14 protein-coding genes are annotated in these 13,881 nt (G+C 72.3%); 11 read left to right on the top strand and 3 right to left on the bottom strand.

Annotated features, from left to right (window positions below):
* The first annotated feature begins 183 nt into the window (after positions 1-183).
* Positions 184-579, top strand: coding sequence for a host attachment family protein (locus LPC08_RS02555; RefSeq protein ID WP_230451167.1), 396 nt, complete (start codon positions 184-186; stop codon positions 577-579).
* An 83-nt stretch (positions 580-662) separates the two neighbouring features.
* On the opposite strand, the gene LPC08_RS02550 is transcribed toward LPC08_RS02555, so the two are convergent.
* Positions 663-1,121 (bottom strand): GatB/YqeY domain-containing protein, encoded by a 459-nt coding sequence (locus tag LPC08_RS02550; RefSeq protein ID WP_230451166.1) that lies wholly within the window; start codon positions 1,119-1,121, stop codon positions 663-665.
* Between the two features lie 95 nt (positions 1,122-1,216).
* Between LPC08_RS02550 and carA the strand changes: the two genes are divergently transcribed.
* The 8 genes from carA to LPC08_RS02510 all read left to right on the top strand — a co-directional run bounded on the left by carA (position 1,217) and on the right by LPC08_RS02510 (position 9,884).
* Complete coding sequence (gene carA, locus LPC08_RS02545; RefSeq protein ID WP_230452960.1) at positions 1,217-2,659, top strand: glutamine-hydrolyzing carbamoyl-phosphate synthase small subunit; 1,443 nt, start codon at positions 1,217-1,219, stop codon at positions 2,657-2,659.
* On the top strand, positions 2,656-3,414 hold the full coding sequence (locus tag LPC08_RS02540; protein WP_230451165.1) for an SDR family NAD(P)-dependent oxidoreductase: 759 nt from the start codon (positions 2,656-2,658) through the stop codon (positions 3,412-3,414). Before carA ends, LPC08_RS02540 begins: the two co-directional genes overlap by 4 nt.
* A gap of 104 nt (positions 3,415-3,518) precedes the next feature.
* Entirely contained in the window at positions 3,519-3,890 is a 372-nt protein-coding gene (locus tag LPC08_RS02535) for a hypothetical protein (RefSeq protein WP_230451164.1), read from the top strand.
* Positions 3,890-4,519, top strand: coding sequence for a LysE family translocator (locus LPC08_RS02530; RefSeq protein WP_230451163.1), 630 nt, complete (start codon positions 3,890-3,892; stop codon positions 4,517-4,519). The genes LPC08_RS02535 and LPC08_RS02530 overlap by 1 nt, the downstream gene beginning before the upstream one ends.
* The gene (locus LPC08_RS02525) at positions 4,516-4,758 is read left to right on the top strand and encodes a hypothetical protein (RefSeq protein ID WP_230451162.1); all 243 of its coding nucleotides are present in this window, start codon (positions 4,516-4,518) and stop codon (positions 4,756-4,758) included. Before LPC08_RS02530 ends, LPC08_RS02525 begins: the two co-directional genes overlap by 4 nt.
* A gap of 3 nt (positions 4,759-4,761) precedes the next feature.
* The gene (gene carB, locus LPC08_RS02520) at positions 4,762-8,007 is read left to right on the top strand and encodes a carbamoyl-phosphate synthase large subunit (RefSeq protein ID WP_230451161.1); all 3,246 of its coding nucleotides are present in this window, start codon (positions 4,762-4,764) and stop codon (positions 8,005-8,007) included.
* A gap of 168 nt (positions 8,008-8,175) precedes the next feature.
* Positions 8,176-8,649 (top strand): transcription elongation factor GreA, encoded by a 474-nt coding sequence (greA, locus tag LPC08_RS02515; RefSeq protein ID WP_230451160.1) that lies wholly within the window; start codon positions 8,176-8,178, stop codon positions 8,647-8,649.
* An 8-nt stretch (positions 8,650-8,657) separates the two neighbouring features.
* A complete protein-coding gene (locus tag LPC08_RS02510) occupies positions 8,658-9,884 on the top strand; it encodes a threonine ammonia-lyase (RefSeq protein WP_230451159.1) in 1,227 nt (408 codons plus the stop codon).
* Positions 9,885-10,227: 343 nt separating this feature from the next.
* On the opposite strand, the gene LPC08_RS02505 is transcribed toward LPC08_RS02510, so the two are convergent.
* Both LPC08_RS02505 and LPC08_RS02500 read right to left on the bottom strand, forming a co-directional pair.
* A complete protein-coding gene (locus tag LPC08_RS02505) occupies positions 10,228-11,211 on the bottom strand; it encodes a Bug family tripartite tricarboxylate transporter substrate binding protein (RefSeq protein WP_230451158.1) in 984 nt (327 codons plus the stop codon).
* A gap of 84 nt (positions 11,212-11,295) precedes the next feature.
* Positions 11,296-11,787 (bottom strand): Lrp/AsnC family transcriptional regulator, encoded by a 492-nt coding sequence (locus LPC08_RS02500; RefSeq protein ID WP_230451157.1) that lies wholly within the window; start codon positions 11,785-11,787, stop codon positions 11,296-11,298.
* Between the two features lie 145 nt (positions 11,788-11,932).
* Here LPC08_RS02500 and trxB point away from each other — a divergent pair, with 145 nt between their 5' ends.
* Together trxB and LPC08_RS02490 are read left to right on the top strand one after the other, a co-directional pair.
* Entirely contained in the window at positions 11,933-12,937 is a 1,005-nt protein-coding gene (gene trxB / locus LPC08_RS02495; protein ID WP_230451156.1) for a thioredoxin-disulfide reductase, read from the top strand.
* 16 nt (positions 12,938-12,953) lie between these two features.
* Positions 12,954-13,847, top strand: coding sequence for a LysR family transcriptional regulator (locus tag LPC08_RS02490; RefSeq protein WP_230451155.1), 894 nt, complete (start codon positions 12,954-12,956; stop codon positions 13,845-13,847).
* Positions 13,848-13,881: the final 34 nt, after the last annotated feature.

The raw sequence follows: 13,881 nt of genomic DNA, 5'->3' as shown, positions 1-13,881 counted from the left end.
GACCGGCCGCTGCCCGTCATCCGGCGCGCGGCGGCCCTGGTCCGCCCCGCCCCCCGGACCGGCCGGCGCCCGGTTCCGGCGGCGGGAAAAATCGCCCCTCCGGCGGCGCCTTTCCGCCTGCCGCGGCGTTCCTTGCCGACGACCGGGCAGAACCCGGACGCACACGGATACGGAGGCGCCGACATGGCCGAGCTCATTCCCCACAATGCCCTCATCGTCGTAGCCGATGGCGGCAAAGCCCTGTTGCTGCGCAATGCCGGCCGGGGCCTGGAGGTCACGCTGCGGGAGGAGGAGCGCCTGTCGCCCAACCCTGACGGGCAGGGCCCGTCCGGCTCCCGCCCCGACGAGCAGAGCCCGAAGGAGACGGGGGAGGCCACCTTCGCCAAGGAGATCGCCCAGTCGCTTTACGCGCTGAAGACCAGGAACGCCTTCGAGGCGCTGGTCCTGGTCGCCGACCCGCAGACGCTCGGCCAGATCCGCGACGCCCTGCACAAGACGGTCGAGGCGAGCGTGGTGCAGTCGATCCCGAAGAACCTGACCAACCACACCCTGCCTGAGATCGCCGCTGCGTTGGGCTGACCCCCGGCGGCAGCGGGCCGGGGGCCGATCGTCCCCCGGCCCTGGGCTCCCGGCCTATGGGCCTTTACCCCCGGGGCGCGCGGTCAGCCCCCCAGCTTCGCCTTCACGATCGGGCCGACCTTGGCCATGTCCAGCGTGGCCGCGTGCTTCGCCTTCAGCGCGGCCATGACCTTGCCCATCTCCTTGATCGAGGCGGCGCCCGTCTCGGCGATGGCGGCCTCCACGGCGGCGGTGGTCGCGGCCTCGTCCATCTGCTGCGGCAGGAAGGACTCGATCACCGCGATCTCCGCCTCCTCCTTCTCGGCCAGCTCGGGGCGGTTGCCTTGGCGGTACATCTCCACGCTCTCGCGCCGGCTCTTGGCCATGCCGCGCAGCATGGCGACGATCTGCTCCTCCGGCACCTTGTCCACGCCGGAGGGACGGGCGGCGATGTCCGTGTCCTTCAGCTTCGCCAGGATCATCCGCAGGGTGGAGGTGCGGGCGGCGGTGCCGGCCTTCATGGAGGTCTTGAGCTCGTCGGTGAAGCGGGTGCGCAGGTCCATGGCGGCCTCCTGGGGCGGCGGGGCGGTTGGGAAAAAATTTCCGGGGGCCCGGCCGGGTTTCGGTTGCTTTGGGAAATCACTTCCCAGATAAGGCCATCATGCGATCCGTGGAAGAGATCATCGGCCTCGCCGGCGGGGCGGAGGCGGTCGCGACCCGCTGCGGGGTCGGGCTGGAGGCGGTGCGCAAGTGGCGCCAGGCCCGGGCCGTCCCCGCCAAGCACTGGCCGGCGCTGATCGCCGCGACCGGGCTCGGCCTGTCCGACATGCCGGGCGTTGCCCTCTCCGGCGCGCCCGCCCAGCCTGCGGCATCCCGCGCCGCTCCCGCCCCGGAAACGCCCCCCGTGGAGACCTCCCCCGTGGACCAAGCCAAGCCCGACACCACCCCCGACGCGGTTCCCCCCGGCGCCACCGGCTGCATCGTCCTGGCCGACGGGTCCGTCTTCTGGGGCCGCGGCTTCGGGGCCGCCGCCACCCAGGTCGGCGAGATCTGCTTCAACACGGGGCTGACCGGCTACCAGGAGACGCTGACCGACCCCTCCTACGCCGCGCAGATCATCACCTTCACCTTCCCCCATATCGGCAATGTCGGCGCCAATGCCGAGGACATGGAGACGGTCACCCCCGCCGCGCGCGGGCTGATCGTGAAGGAGGACCCGACCGCCCCCTCCAACTACCGCGCCGCGCGCGACCTGGAGGACTGGCTGAAGTCCTACGGCATCCCCGGGGTCGCGGGGGTGGACACCCGCGCCCTGACCATCCGCATCCGCGACGGCGGGGCGCCGAACGGGGTCATCTGCCACGCCCCGGACGGCGTCTTCGACCTGCCCGCGCTGCGCGCCCGGGCGGCCGGCTGGCCGGGGCTGGAGGGGATGGACCTGGCGAAGGAGGTCTCCACCCGGCAGAGCTACCGCTGGGAGGAGGGGCTGTGGTCCTGGGGCCAGGGCTACGACAAGGCCCCCGCGAAGCGGCACAAGGTCGTGGCGGTGGATTACGGCGCCAAGCGCAACATCCTGCGCTGCCTCGCCGATGCGGGCTGCGACGTGACGGTGGTGCCGGCGACCGCGACCGCCGAGGACATCCTGCGCCACGCGCCGGACGGGGTGTTCCTGTCCAACGGCCCGGGCGACCCGGCGGCGACGGGCGAATACGCCGTGCCCGCGATCCGCGGCGTGCTGGAGAAGCGGGTGCCCGTCTTCGGCATCTGCCTCGGCCACCAGCTCCTGGCCCTCGCCCTGGGGGCGAAGACCTACAAGCTTGACCGCGGCCATCGCGGGGCGAACCAGCCGGTGAAGGACCTCGCCACCGGCAAGGTGGAGATCACCTCGCAGAACCACGGCTTCGCGGTGGACGAGAAGAGCCTGCCGGAGGGGGTGACGGTGACGCACGTCTCCCTCTTCGACGGCTCCAACGAGGGCATCGCCGCCGAGGGGAAGCTGGCCTTCTCGGTGCAGTACCATCCGGAAGCCTCGCCCGGCCCCTCCGACAGCCACCACCTGTTCCACCGCTTCACCGACCTGATCGAGAGGAACCGGGCATGAGCGCGCTGTCCGACCTGACCGGCCGCGTCGCCCTGGTGGTGGGCGGCAATGGCGGCATCGGCCTCGGACTCGCGCGCGGCCTCGCCGCGAACGGCGCCCGGGTGATCGTGGCCGGGCGCAACACGGCGAAGAACGAGGCCGCCGTGGCGGCGCTGGGCCAGGGTGCGGCCGCGCTGGTCGTGGACATGACCGACCCCGCCGGCCCGGCACGGCTGGTGGACGAGGCGGTGGCGCTGGGCGGGCGGCTCGACATCCTGGTCAACAATGCCGGCGGCAACATCCGCAAGCGGCCGGAGGAGATCACGGACGAGGAGTGGGCGACCGTCCTCGACACCAACCTCACCGGGCTGATGCGCACCTGCCGCGCCGCCCATCCGGCGCTGAAGGCCTCCGGGCACGGGCGGGTGATCAACACCGGCTCCATGCTCTCGCTGTTCGGGCTGCCCTTCTCCCCCGCCTACGGCGCCGCCAAGGGCGCGGTGGTGCAGTACACGAAGTCCCTCGCCTCCGCCTGGAGCAAGGACGGCATCACCTGCAACGCCATCCTGCCCGGCTGGATCGACACGGACCTGACGCGCGGCGCCCGTCAGCACGTCCCCACCCTGGAGGCGAGCGTCACCGCCCGCACCCCGGCCGGGCGCTGGGGCACGCCGGATGACTTCCTGGGCATCGGCGCCTTCCTGGCGAGCGATGCCGCCGCCTTCATCACCGGCACGGCCATCCCGGTGGATGGCGGCTTCTCGGCCCAGGGCTGAGGAGACCGGCCCTGCTGTTCCGTCCCGCGCGACCGCGTCCCGTCCTGGGACTGCCCCGCTGGCAGCGCTGGCTGCGCAACCTGTTCGCGCTGGGCTTCGTCGTGGTGCTGCTCTGGCCCCCGGCACGTCTGGACTGCGCGGCGCCGGCCGCGGTGGAGCAGGCCCCGGATGGCGACGGCATGCTGGTCGCCTGCCCGCGCCCGCCCCGCTTCGGCAAGGAGCCGGAGGGCAGCCTCATGCCGGGCTGGCTCTCCCTGCGCGACGGGCAGGGCTTCGTCGCCGGGGTGGTGGAGCTCGCCCGGATCGAGGCGCTGACCGGCACGCCGCGCTGGGACGCCGATCGGGTGATCTGGCCCGGCTTCGCCGAGTTCGCCCGGCCGGCCGAAGCGTCCTGGCCCATGGCCTGGCTGCGCGACCGGCTGTGGAAGTGGCGCGCCATCCTGGGCTTCATCGCCCCCGACGCGGCCTTCCGCTGATGCCGTCGCTGACCGCCATCCTCGCCGTCGCCGCGCTGTCCGTGGGCCTTGCGCTCACGCCGGGGCCGAACCTGCTCTACCTCGTCTCGCGCTCGCTGGCGCAGGGCACGCGGGCGGGGATGGTCTCGCTGGCGGGCTGCGTCGCGGGGACCGTCGCGATCATGCTCGCGGCCGCGCTGGGCGTGGCGGCGGCGCTGCTGGCCCTGCCCTACGGCTTCGACGTGCTGCGCCTGGGGGGCGCCGCCTACCTCGGCTGGATGGCGTGGCAATGCCTGAAGCCGGGCGCCGCGCCGATCTTCGCCCCCCGCCCCCTGCCCCGGGAATCGGATGCGAAGCTGTTCTCGGTCGGCCTCGCCACCGCCGCGCTGAACCCGAAGGTGGCACTGTTCTACGTGGCCGTGCTGCCCGCCTTCCTCGACCCGTCGCGCGGGGGCGCCCTGTCGCAGATCGCCGTGCTGGGCCTCGTGCAGATCGGCATCAACGCGGCGTTCGACGCGCTCTTCGTCCTGGGCGCCGCGCGCGTCTCCGCCTTCCTCGGCTCCCGCCCCGCCTGGGTGGCGGCGCAGCGCTGGGTGCTGGGCGGGGCGCTGGGCCTGCTCGCCGTGAAGCTCGCGACCACCGAGCGATGATGCGCTGGCTCCTCATCGCCCTGCTGGGCGTGGTCTATGCCTGGGGCATCGGCACCATCCTGCGCCGCCGGCTGCGCCCGGGGCCCGTGGACCTGCTGGGCCTGATGGCCGTGTCCGCCACCGCCCATACCCTCGTCACCATCGCCGCCGATGCGGGGGAGCCCGCCTCCCTCGCCCTCTTCTGGTTCCTCACCCACCTTGCCGCGCTGCCCCTCGTGCGGCGCTCCGCCGGAGCCTGACCCATGCCGAAGCGCACCGACCTCCACTCCATCATGATCATCGGCGCCGGTCCCATCGTGATCGGCCAGGCCTGCGAGTTCGACTATTCCGGCGCCCAGGCCTGCAAGGCGCTGCGCGCCGAGGGCTACCGGGTGATCCTGGTGAACTCCAACCCCGCCACGATCATGACCGATCCCGGGCTGGCGGACGCCACCTACATCGAGCCGATCACCGTCGAGGTGGTGGAGAAGATCATCGCCAAGGAGCGGCCGGACGCGATCCTGCCGACCATGGGCGGGCAGACCGCGCTGAACACGGCGCTGAAGCTGGCCGAGGCGGGGGTGCTGGCGAAGTACGGCTGCGAGCTGATCGGCGCCAAGGCGGAGGTGATCGACAAGGCGGAGGACCGGCTGAAGTTCCGCGACGCCATGACCAAGATCGGCATCGAGAGCCCGCGCTCGGCCATCGCGCACACGATGGAGGAGGCGCGCGCCGGGCTGGAGCTGGTCAAGCTGCCCTGCGTCATCCGGCCGAGCTTCACGCTCGGCGGCACGGGCGGCGGCATCGCCTACAATCGCGAGGAGTTCGAGCAGATCGTCTCCGCCGGCCTCGCCGCCTCGATGACGACGGAGGTGCTGATCGAGGAGAGCGTGCTCGGCTGGAAGGAGTACGAGATGGAGGTGGTCCGCGATTCCGCGGACAACTGCATCATCGTCTGCTCCATCGAGAACCTCGACCCGATGGGCGTGCACACCGGCGATTCCGTGACCGTCGCGCCCGCGCTGACGCTGACGGACAAGGAGTACCAGCGCATGCGCGATGCCTCCATCGCCTGCCTGCGCGAGATCGGCGTCGACACCGGCGGCTCCAACGTGCAGTTCGGCGTGAACCCGGCCGACGGGCGCATGGTGGTGATCGAGATGAACCCGCGCGTCAGCCGCTCCTCGGCGCTGGCCTCCAAGGCCACCGGCTTCCCGATCGCCAAGATCGCCGCCAAGCTTGCCGTCGGCTACACGCTGGACGAGCTGACCAACGACATCACCCGCACGACGCCGGCCGCCTTCGAGCCGACCATCGACTACGTGGTGGTGAAGATCCCCCGCTTCACCTTCGAGAAGTTCCCCGGCACCCCGGCGACGCTGACCACGTCCATGAAGTCGGTGGGCGAGGCCATGGCGATCGGCCGCTCCTTCGCCGAAGCCCTGCAGAAGGGGCTGCGCAGCCTGGAGACGGGGCTGAGCGGGCTGGACGAGATCGCCCCCCCCGGTGACGGCTCGCGCGAGGCCTACATCGCGGCCCTCGCCACGCCCACGCCGGATCGCAGCCTGACGGTGGCGCAGGCGCTGCGCGCGGGCCTGTCGGTGGAGGAGATCCACGCGGCCTGCAAGTTCGACCCGTGGTTCATCCGCCAGATCGAGGGCATCGTCCGCGCCGAGGCGGAGGTGACGGCGAAGGGCCTGCCCGCCGACGCCACGGGGCTGCGCCGCCTGAAGGCCATGGGCTTCTCGGACAAGCGCCTGGCGCAGCTCGCCGGGGTGGACGAGCCCGCCGTGGCCGCGGCGCGCGAGGCGCTGGCGGTGAAGCCCGTCTACAAGCGCATCGACACCTGCGCCGCCGAGTTCGCCTCCGGCACGGCCTACATGTACTCGACCTACGAGGGCGGCTTCGGCACGCCGCATTGCGAGGCGGACGTCTCCGACCGCAGGAAGGTCCTCATCCTCGGCGGCGGGCCCAACCGCATCGGCCAGGGCATCGAGTTCGACTACTGCTGCGTCCATGCCGCCTATGCGCTGCGCGAGGCGGGGTTCGAGACCATCATGGTCAACTGCAACCCCGAGACCGTCTCCACCGACTACGACACCTCCGACCGCCTCTACTTCGAGCCGCTGACGGCGGAGGACGTGATCGCCCTGGTCCGCAAGGAGCAGGAGAGGGGCGAGGTGCTGGGCTGCATCGTGCAGTATGGCGGCCAGACCCCGCTGAAGCTCTCCCAGGCGCTGAGCAAGGCGGGCATCCCCATCCTGGGCACCAGCGCCGAGGCGATCGACATCGCCGAGGACCGCGAGCGCTTCCAGCAGCTCCTGCACGGGCTCGGCCTCAAGCAGCCGAAGAACGGCACGGTGCGCGGCATCGAGGAGGCGGTGGCCGAGGCCGCCCGCATCGGCTACCCGGTGGTGGTGCGCCCCTCCTACGTGCTGGGCGGCCGCGCCATGGAGATCGCCCATGACGAGGCGCAGCTCCGCCGCTTCGGCGCGGAGGCGGTCAAGGTCTCGGGCGAGAACCCGATCCTGATCGACCAGTACCTCTCCGACGCCATCGAGGTGGACGTGGACTGCATCGCCGATGCGGACGGCGCCGTCTACGTCGCGGGGGTGATGGAGCACATCGAGGAGGCGGGCATCCATTCCGGGGATTCCGCCTGCTCCCTGCCGCCCTATTCCCTGCCGCCCGCCATCGTGACGGAGCTGAAGGCGGAGACGGAGGCGATGGCGCGCGCCCTGAAGGTCAAGGGCCTGATGAACGTGCAGTATGCGGTCAAGGGCAGCGAGATCTACGTGCTGGAGGTGAACCCCCGCGCCTCGCGCACCGTGCCCTTCGTTGCCAAGGCGACGGGCGTGCCGGTGGCCAAGATCGGCGCGCGCGTCATGGCGGGCGCGAAGCTCTCCGAGTTCCGCCTGGACGACGATGCGGTGGCGCCGCACGTCGCGGTGAAGGAGGCGGTCTTCCCCTTCAACCGCTTCCCCGGCGTGGACGTGCTGCTGGGCCCGGAGATGAAGTCCACGGGCGAGGTGATGGGCCTCGACCATTCCTTCGAGCGCGCCTTCCTCAAGTCCCAGATGGGCGCCGGGGTGAAGCTGCCGGAGGCGGGCGCCGCGTTCCTCTCCGTGCGCGACAGCGACAAGGCCGCCGCCGTCTCCCTGGCCCGGCGCCTCTCCGAGATGGGCTTCTCCCTGCTGGCCACCGGCGGCACCGCCGCCCGGCTGCGCGAGGCGGGGCTGGAGGTCCGCGAGGTCAAGAAGGTGCTGGAGGGCCGGCCGAACTGCGTGGACGCCATCAAGTCCGGCGAGATCCAGCTGGTGATCAACACCGCCCGGGGCGGGCAGTCCGTCTCGGACAGCTTCGACATCCGCCGGACCGCCCTGACCAACGGCATCCCGCACTACACCACCATCGCGGGCGCCCGGGCGGCCGTGCACGCCATCGCGGCGCTGCGGGCCGGAACGCTTGATGTGGCGCCGTTGCAGTCCTACTTTGCCCCCTCATTCTGATCGTTTCCCGGGAGAGCCACTGTCGGGGATCGTGAATTCGTGACGTTGGGGCGGGTCCGGCCGATGCCGGCACCCGCCCCCTCCGTCTCGGCCTGCGTGCCGCGGCGGCCCCCGCCAGACCGTGCCGGGGCGGCCGCGGTCGCGATGCGTTGAGGGAAGGTTGACGCCGTGCAGAAGTTCCCGATGACCGCCGAGGGACTGTCCCGGCTTGAGGACGAGCTGCGAGTGCTCCGCGCCGAGGAACGGCCCGCGGTGATCCGCGCCATCGCGGAGGCCCGCGCCCATGGCGACCTGTCCGAGAACGCCGAGTACCACGCGGCGCGCGAGAAGCAGTCCTTCATCGAGGGGCGCATCGCCGAGCTGGAATCGATCATCCCCTCGGTCGAGGTGATCGACGTCTCCAAGCTGTCCGGGGACCAGGTGCGCTTCGGCGCCAGGGTCACGATCATCGACGAGGAGACGGAGGACGAGAAGACCTACCGCATCGTCGGTGCCTACGAGGCGGACATGAAGAACGGGTCGATCTCCATCTCCTCCCCGCTCGCCAAGGCGCTGCTGGGCAAGAAGACCGGCGACAGCGTGGAGGTGCCCGCCCCCGGCGGCGCCCGCTCCGTCGAGATCACCGCCGTCGCCTTCGCCTGAGGCCCGCCATGCCGGATGGGGTGACCCCGCCGCGCCATGTGGCGCTGTCCGACGTGCGGGCGGCGGCCGGGCGCATCGCCGGCTCCGTGCTGCGCACGCCGCTGGTGGCGCCTCTGGCGGTGTCGCGCGCGGCCGGCGCCACGGTGCTGCTGAAGCTGGAGAACCTCCAGGCCACCGGCGCCTTCAAGGAGCGCGGCGCCGCCAACCGCCTCGCCCTGCTCTCCCCGCGCGAGCGGGAGGCCGGGGTGATCGCGATGAGCGCGGGCAACCATGCCCAGGCCGTGGCGCGGCACGCCCACCTTCTGGGCATCCGCGCCACCATCGTGATGCCGCGCTTCACCCCCTCCACCAAGGTGGTGCGGACGGAGAGCTGGGGCGCCCGCGTCGTGCTGCATGGCGACACCCTGGCCGAGGCGGCGGCGCATGCCCATGCGCTGCGGCAGGCCGAGGGGCTCGTCTTCGTCCACCCCTACGACGATCCCGGCGTGATCGCCGGCCAGGGCACCATGGCGCTGGAGATCCTGGAGGACGTGCCGGGAATCGACGCGCTGGTGATCCCGGTGGGCGGTGGCGGGCTGGTCGCCGGCTGTGCCGCCGTGGCCGCCGAGCTGCGCCCGGGGATGCCCGTCTACGGCGTGGAGGTGGAGGGCTACCCGGCCATGGCCCAGCGCCTGGCCGGCCGTCCCGTCGCGGTCGGCGGCCCGACCATCGCCGAGGGCATCGCCGTGCGCGACGTGGGCGAGTTGCCGACCGCCATGCTGCGCCACCTGGCCACGGAGGTGCTGGTGGTGCCGGAGCGCGCGGTGGAGACCGCCATCGCCCTGCTGGCCGAGGGCGCCAAGGTGGTGGCGGAAGGGGCGGGCGCCGCCGGCCTCGCCGCCATCCTGACCTTCCCGGAGCGCTTCGCCGGCCGCACCGTCGCCACCACCGTCTGCGGCGGCAACATCGACCCGCGCATCCTGGCCAACGTCCTGCTGCGCGAGATGCTGCGCGACGGCCGCATCCTGCGCCTGCACCTCGACATCCCCGACCGGCCGGGCGTGCTGGCCGACATCGCCACCCGCGTCGCCGGGGCGGGGGGAAACGTGATCGAGGTCAGCCACCAGCGCCTCTTCGCCGCGCCATCAGTGCAGTCGGCGGAGCTGGAGCTGATGATCGAGGTGCGGGACGCCGCCCAGGGCGAGGCCATCGTCGCCGCCCTGGAGGCGGGGGACTACGTCGTCCGGCGGGCCTGACGCCGGCGCCTGCCCCCGGGTGGAGGCTCCGCCTCCCCCCGTAGCCCCCTCCGCCGGAGGCGAGCCGGCCCCCGGACCCCGGCGTGAGCCTGGCTCCGCGTGGCAGGGCTTTGGCCTGCGGGCTGAACCCGGGGAACGGGCAGTCCGGCAAGGCTCGTAAGAAGCAGACATCCGTCAGCGAGCGCGGCGGCCTATCCCGCCGGAGGTCATGGACCTCCGGCGACGCGACCCTATCGCAGCCTGTCCCGCGGCAGCCCCAAGGGGGTCCAGGGGCTCTGCTTCTGGCGGATGGGGGGTACGGGGGGCAAGGCGGAGCCTTCCCCCCGAGGGCACCGGCGCTGCCCTACTCCGCCGTGATCTTCCCGCGCTGGATCACCGCGGTCCAGCGCGCGATCTCCTCGCGGATGAAGGCTTCGAACTGCTCCGGCGTGTCGCCGACCGGCTCCGCGCCCTGCTCGGCGAGCTTCGCGCGCAGCTCCGGCTCGCGCAGCGCCGCCTGCAACTCGGTCGCTACCCGCTCGATCGCCGGGCGCGGCATCCGTGCCGGGGCCTGCAACCCGAACCAGGCGGAGGCCGTCACCGAGGGGAAGCCCGCCTCCGCCACGGTGGGGACATCCGGCAGGGCGGCGACGCGCTGCGTGCCCGTCACGGCCAGCCCGCGCACCCGCCCGTCCCGCGCATGCGGCAGGGAGGAGGGCAGGTTGTCCACGGCGATGTCCACCCGCCCCGCGATCACCTCCGCCAGCATCGGCCCGGCGCCGCGGAAGGGAACGTGGATCAGCTCCACCCCGGCCGCCTCCTTCAGCAGCTCGCCGACCAGGTGGTTGCTGGTGCCGCTGCCGGGGCTGCCGATGGTCAGCCCGCCCTTGCCCTTCGCCAGGGCCATCGCCTCGGCCAGGGTCTTCGCCGGCAGGGACGGCGCGGCGATGATGATGTTGGGCACCCGCGCCACCTGGGTGACGGCGACCAGGTCCTCCGGCTTGAAGGTGATGCTGCCCTTGTAGAGGGCATAGTTCATCGAGGCGGTGCCGATCGCCGCCATCAGCAGGGTGTGGTTGTCGGTCGCCTTGACCACCGCATCCGCGCCGATGGTGCCGCCGGCCCCGCCGCGGTTCTCCACCACCACCGGCTGGCCCAGCCGCGCGCCGAGCGGGCCGCTGACGAGCCGCGCCAGGATGTCGGTGGAGCCGCCGGCGGCGAAGGGGACGACCAGGCGCACGGGCCGGTTGGGCCAGGCCTCCTGCGCGCGGGCCCGGCCCGCCAGCGGCGCGGCGGCGAGGGTCAGGGCGGCACCCAGCAGCGGGCGGCGCGGGACGGGGTGGGGCATGGCAATTCTCCTTGTCAGAACGTGATTCGCGTCCCTGTCAGGCGGGCGGAAGGTGGATGTCCGGGCAGGGCGGGGCCAGGGCCTTCAACGCCCACCTGCGGGCAGGGCGGCCGGCACGCCGGGCTCCTCCTTGGCGGTGCGGATGACCTGGAGGGTCTGCACCCGCAGGACGTGGCTCGCCCCGGTCAGCCGCGCCGTCAGCGCGTTCTCGTGCGCCGTGTCGCGGGCCACCAGGCGGAGCAGGAAGTCCCCCCCGCCCCGGATCATGTGGCACTCGCGCACCTCCGGCCATTCCGTCACCATCGCCTCGAAGGCCTCCAGGATGGAGAGCTTCTGGGTCTCCAGCCCGACCAGGGCGAAGACGGTGATCTCCCAGCCCAGCGCGACGGGCTCCACCTCGGCGTGGTAGCCGCGCACCACGCCGGCCTGCTCCAGCCGCCGCACGCGGCGCAGACAGGGCGGCGCGGAGAGTCCCACCCGGCGGGCCAGCTCCACATTGGTGATCCGCCCGTCCCGCTGCAATTCCGAAATGATCAGCAGATCGGTGGGATCGAGATCGACAGACTCGAATGACATTTGTTTCGTTGCCCGTGACGGCGATGCTACGCAATATCCTTGCATGTCCCGTGCCGTCCAGACCTGCCCCCTCAAGCGGCGGGTTGCAGCGGACGCAGGGCTGCCCGATATGCTGTGCAAGCCCCGCGACTCGCAGGAAGGTTTCGTGTCAGACTCCCCCTCCCATTCCAGCCGCCCGATACGGCGAACCCGGCTTCTGGTCCTGGGCGCCGGACCCGCGGGCTACACCGCGGCGATCTATGCCGCCCGGGCCGGGCTGGAGCCGATGGTCGTCGCCGGGCTGCAGCCGGGCGGGCAACTCACCATCACCACCGATGTCGAGAACTACCCGGGCTTCGCCAGCACCATCCAGGGCCCCTGGCTGATGGACCAGATGGCGGCCCAGGCGGAGCATGTCGGCGCCCGGATCGTCCACGACACCATCACGCGCGTGGATCTCTCGCGCCGGCCCTTCCTCTGCGAGGGCGACTCCGGTGACCACTACCTCGCGGATTCCCTCGTCATCGCCACCGGCGCCCAGGCGAAGTGGCTGGGCATCCCGGGCGAGCGGGAGCTGTCCGGCTTCGGCGTCTCGGCCTGCGCCACCTGCGACGGCTTCTTCTTCCGTGGCAAGGAGGTCGCGGTGGTCGGCGGCGGCAATACCGCGGTGGAGGAGGCGCTCTACCTCTCCGGCCTCGCGGCCAAGGTCACGCTGATCCACCGCCGCGACAGCCTGCGTGCGGAGAAGATCCTGCAGGACCGGCTGATGGCGAAGCCCAATATCCACCCCCTCTGGGACACGGCGGTCGAGGCCGTGCTGGCCGATGCGACCGGCCGCGTCCCCGTGGCCCGCGCCCTCGCCCTGCGCCACGTCCGCACGGGGGAGCGGAGCGAGCTGCCGGTGCAGGGCGTCTTCGTCGCCATCGGCCACGCCCCCGCGACCGCGCTGTTCCACGGGCAACTGCACATGGACGAGGCGGGCTACATCCTGACCAGCCCGGGCAGCACGAAGACCTCGGTGGAGGGCGTCTTCGCCGCCGGCGACGTGCAGGACCGGATCTATCGCCAGGCGATCACCGCCGCGGGCAGCGGCTGCATGGCCGCGCTGGACGCGGAGAAGTGGCTGGCCGGCCTGCCGGAGGCCGCCCCGGCCCCGGCCGCCTACACCTGACCAGAGAGGGACACGAATGCCGCTCGACTGGGACAAGCTGCGGGTCTTCCACGCGGTGGCCGAGGCGGGGTCCTTCACCCATGCCGGCGAATCCCTGAACCTCAGCCAGTCCGCCGTCTCGCGCCAGATCCAGGCGCTGGAGGAGGCGCTGGCGGTGCCGCTGTTCCACCGCCATGCGCGCGGCCTGATCCTGACGGAGCAGGGCGAGACGCTGAACAAGACGGTGCGCGAGGTCTTCGCCAAGCTGGCGATGACGGAGACGCTGCTGACCGAGAGCAGGGAGCGCGCCGCCGGCCGCCTCAAGGTGACGACCACCACGGGCTTCGGCGCGCTGTGGCTGGCGCCCCGGCTGAACCGCTTCATCGACAAGCACCCGGACGTCACCGTCACCCTGCTGCTGGACGACACGGAGCTGGACCTGGCCATGCGCGAGGCGGATGTGGCCGTGCGCCTGCACCCGCCGCACCAGCCGGACCTGATCCAGCGCCACGTCGCGACCTTCGGCTGGAAGGTCGTCGGCTCCCGCGAGTACCTGGAGCAGGCGGGCACGCCGCAGCGGCCGGAGGATCTGGATGACCACCGGCTGATCATCTACGGCGAGTACCGGCCGCCGGTGGAGGACATCAACTGGCTGACCGAGGCCGGCCGCCGCCCCGGCAGCCCGCGCCGCGCCGCCGTGGAGGTGAACAGCCTGCCCGCCATGCTCCAGGCGGTGCGTTCGGGCCTCGGCCTCGCCGCCCTGCCCGATTACATGGAGGACGACATGGGCGACCTCGTCACCGTGCTCCCCGACCTGCGGGCGCCGCGGATCGAGGCATTCTTCGTCTATCCGCAGGAGATGCGGCACTCCAAGCGCGTGGCGGTGTTCCGCGACTTCCTGGTGAGCGAGCTGGCCCGGATGCAACACTGAGCCGGGCGCCTCGCCCGGCGACATCATGCGCCCC

The organism is Roseomonas sp. OT10 (assembly GCF_020991085.1).
Lineage (GTDB): Bacteria > Pseudomonadota > Alphaproteobacteria > Acetobacterales > Acetobacteraceae > Roseomonas > Roseomonas cutis.
This window is presented reverse-complemented; position numbering and strand designations above follow the sequence as displayed.